The organism is Bradyrhizobium sp. MV1.5, from assembly GCF_055807615.1.
Window position 1 is genome coordinate 1 of sequence record NZ_JBVVPL010000129.1, and the last position, 311, is coordinate 311.

At 62.1% G+C, this 311-nt stretch carries 1 pseudogene; it reads right to left on the minus strand.

The features are described from left to right. Window positions 1-311, minus strand: a pseudogene (locus AC0L2J_RS34810) (ornithine cyclodeaminase family protein); the annotation flags it as partial.

The window sequence follows — 311 nt, forward strand, 5'->3', positions numbered from 1 at the left end:
GCGGGATCAATCTCATTCTTGTGTTCGGCATCCGATCCCATCGCGGTCACGTGCTGTCCCGGTTCCAGCCATTCCGCCCGCAGCAGCGGCTGTTCGGCCGGCGTGGTCGTGACAATCACATGCGAGCCCATCACGGCGCATCTCGGCTCCGCATATGCCCTTACGGGAAATCCCAATTGGACGGACAGGTCTTGCGCCACGGTTGTGGCCTTGGAGTGATCACGAGCCCAGATTCGCGCTTCGTGGATCGGCCGCACAAGCGAAAGAGCCTGCAGCTGCAACTTCGCCTGCATTCCGGCTCCCAGGATCGC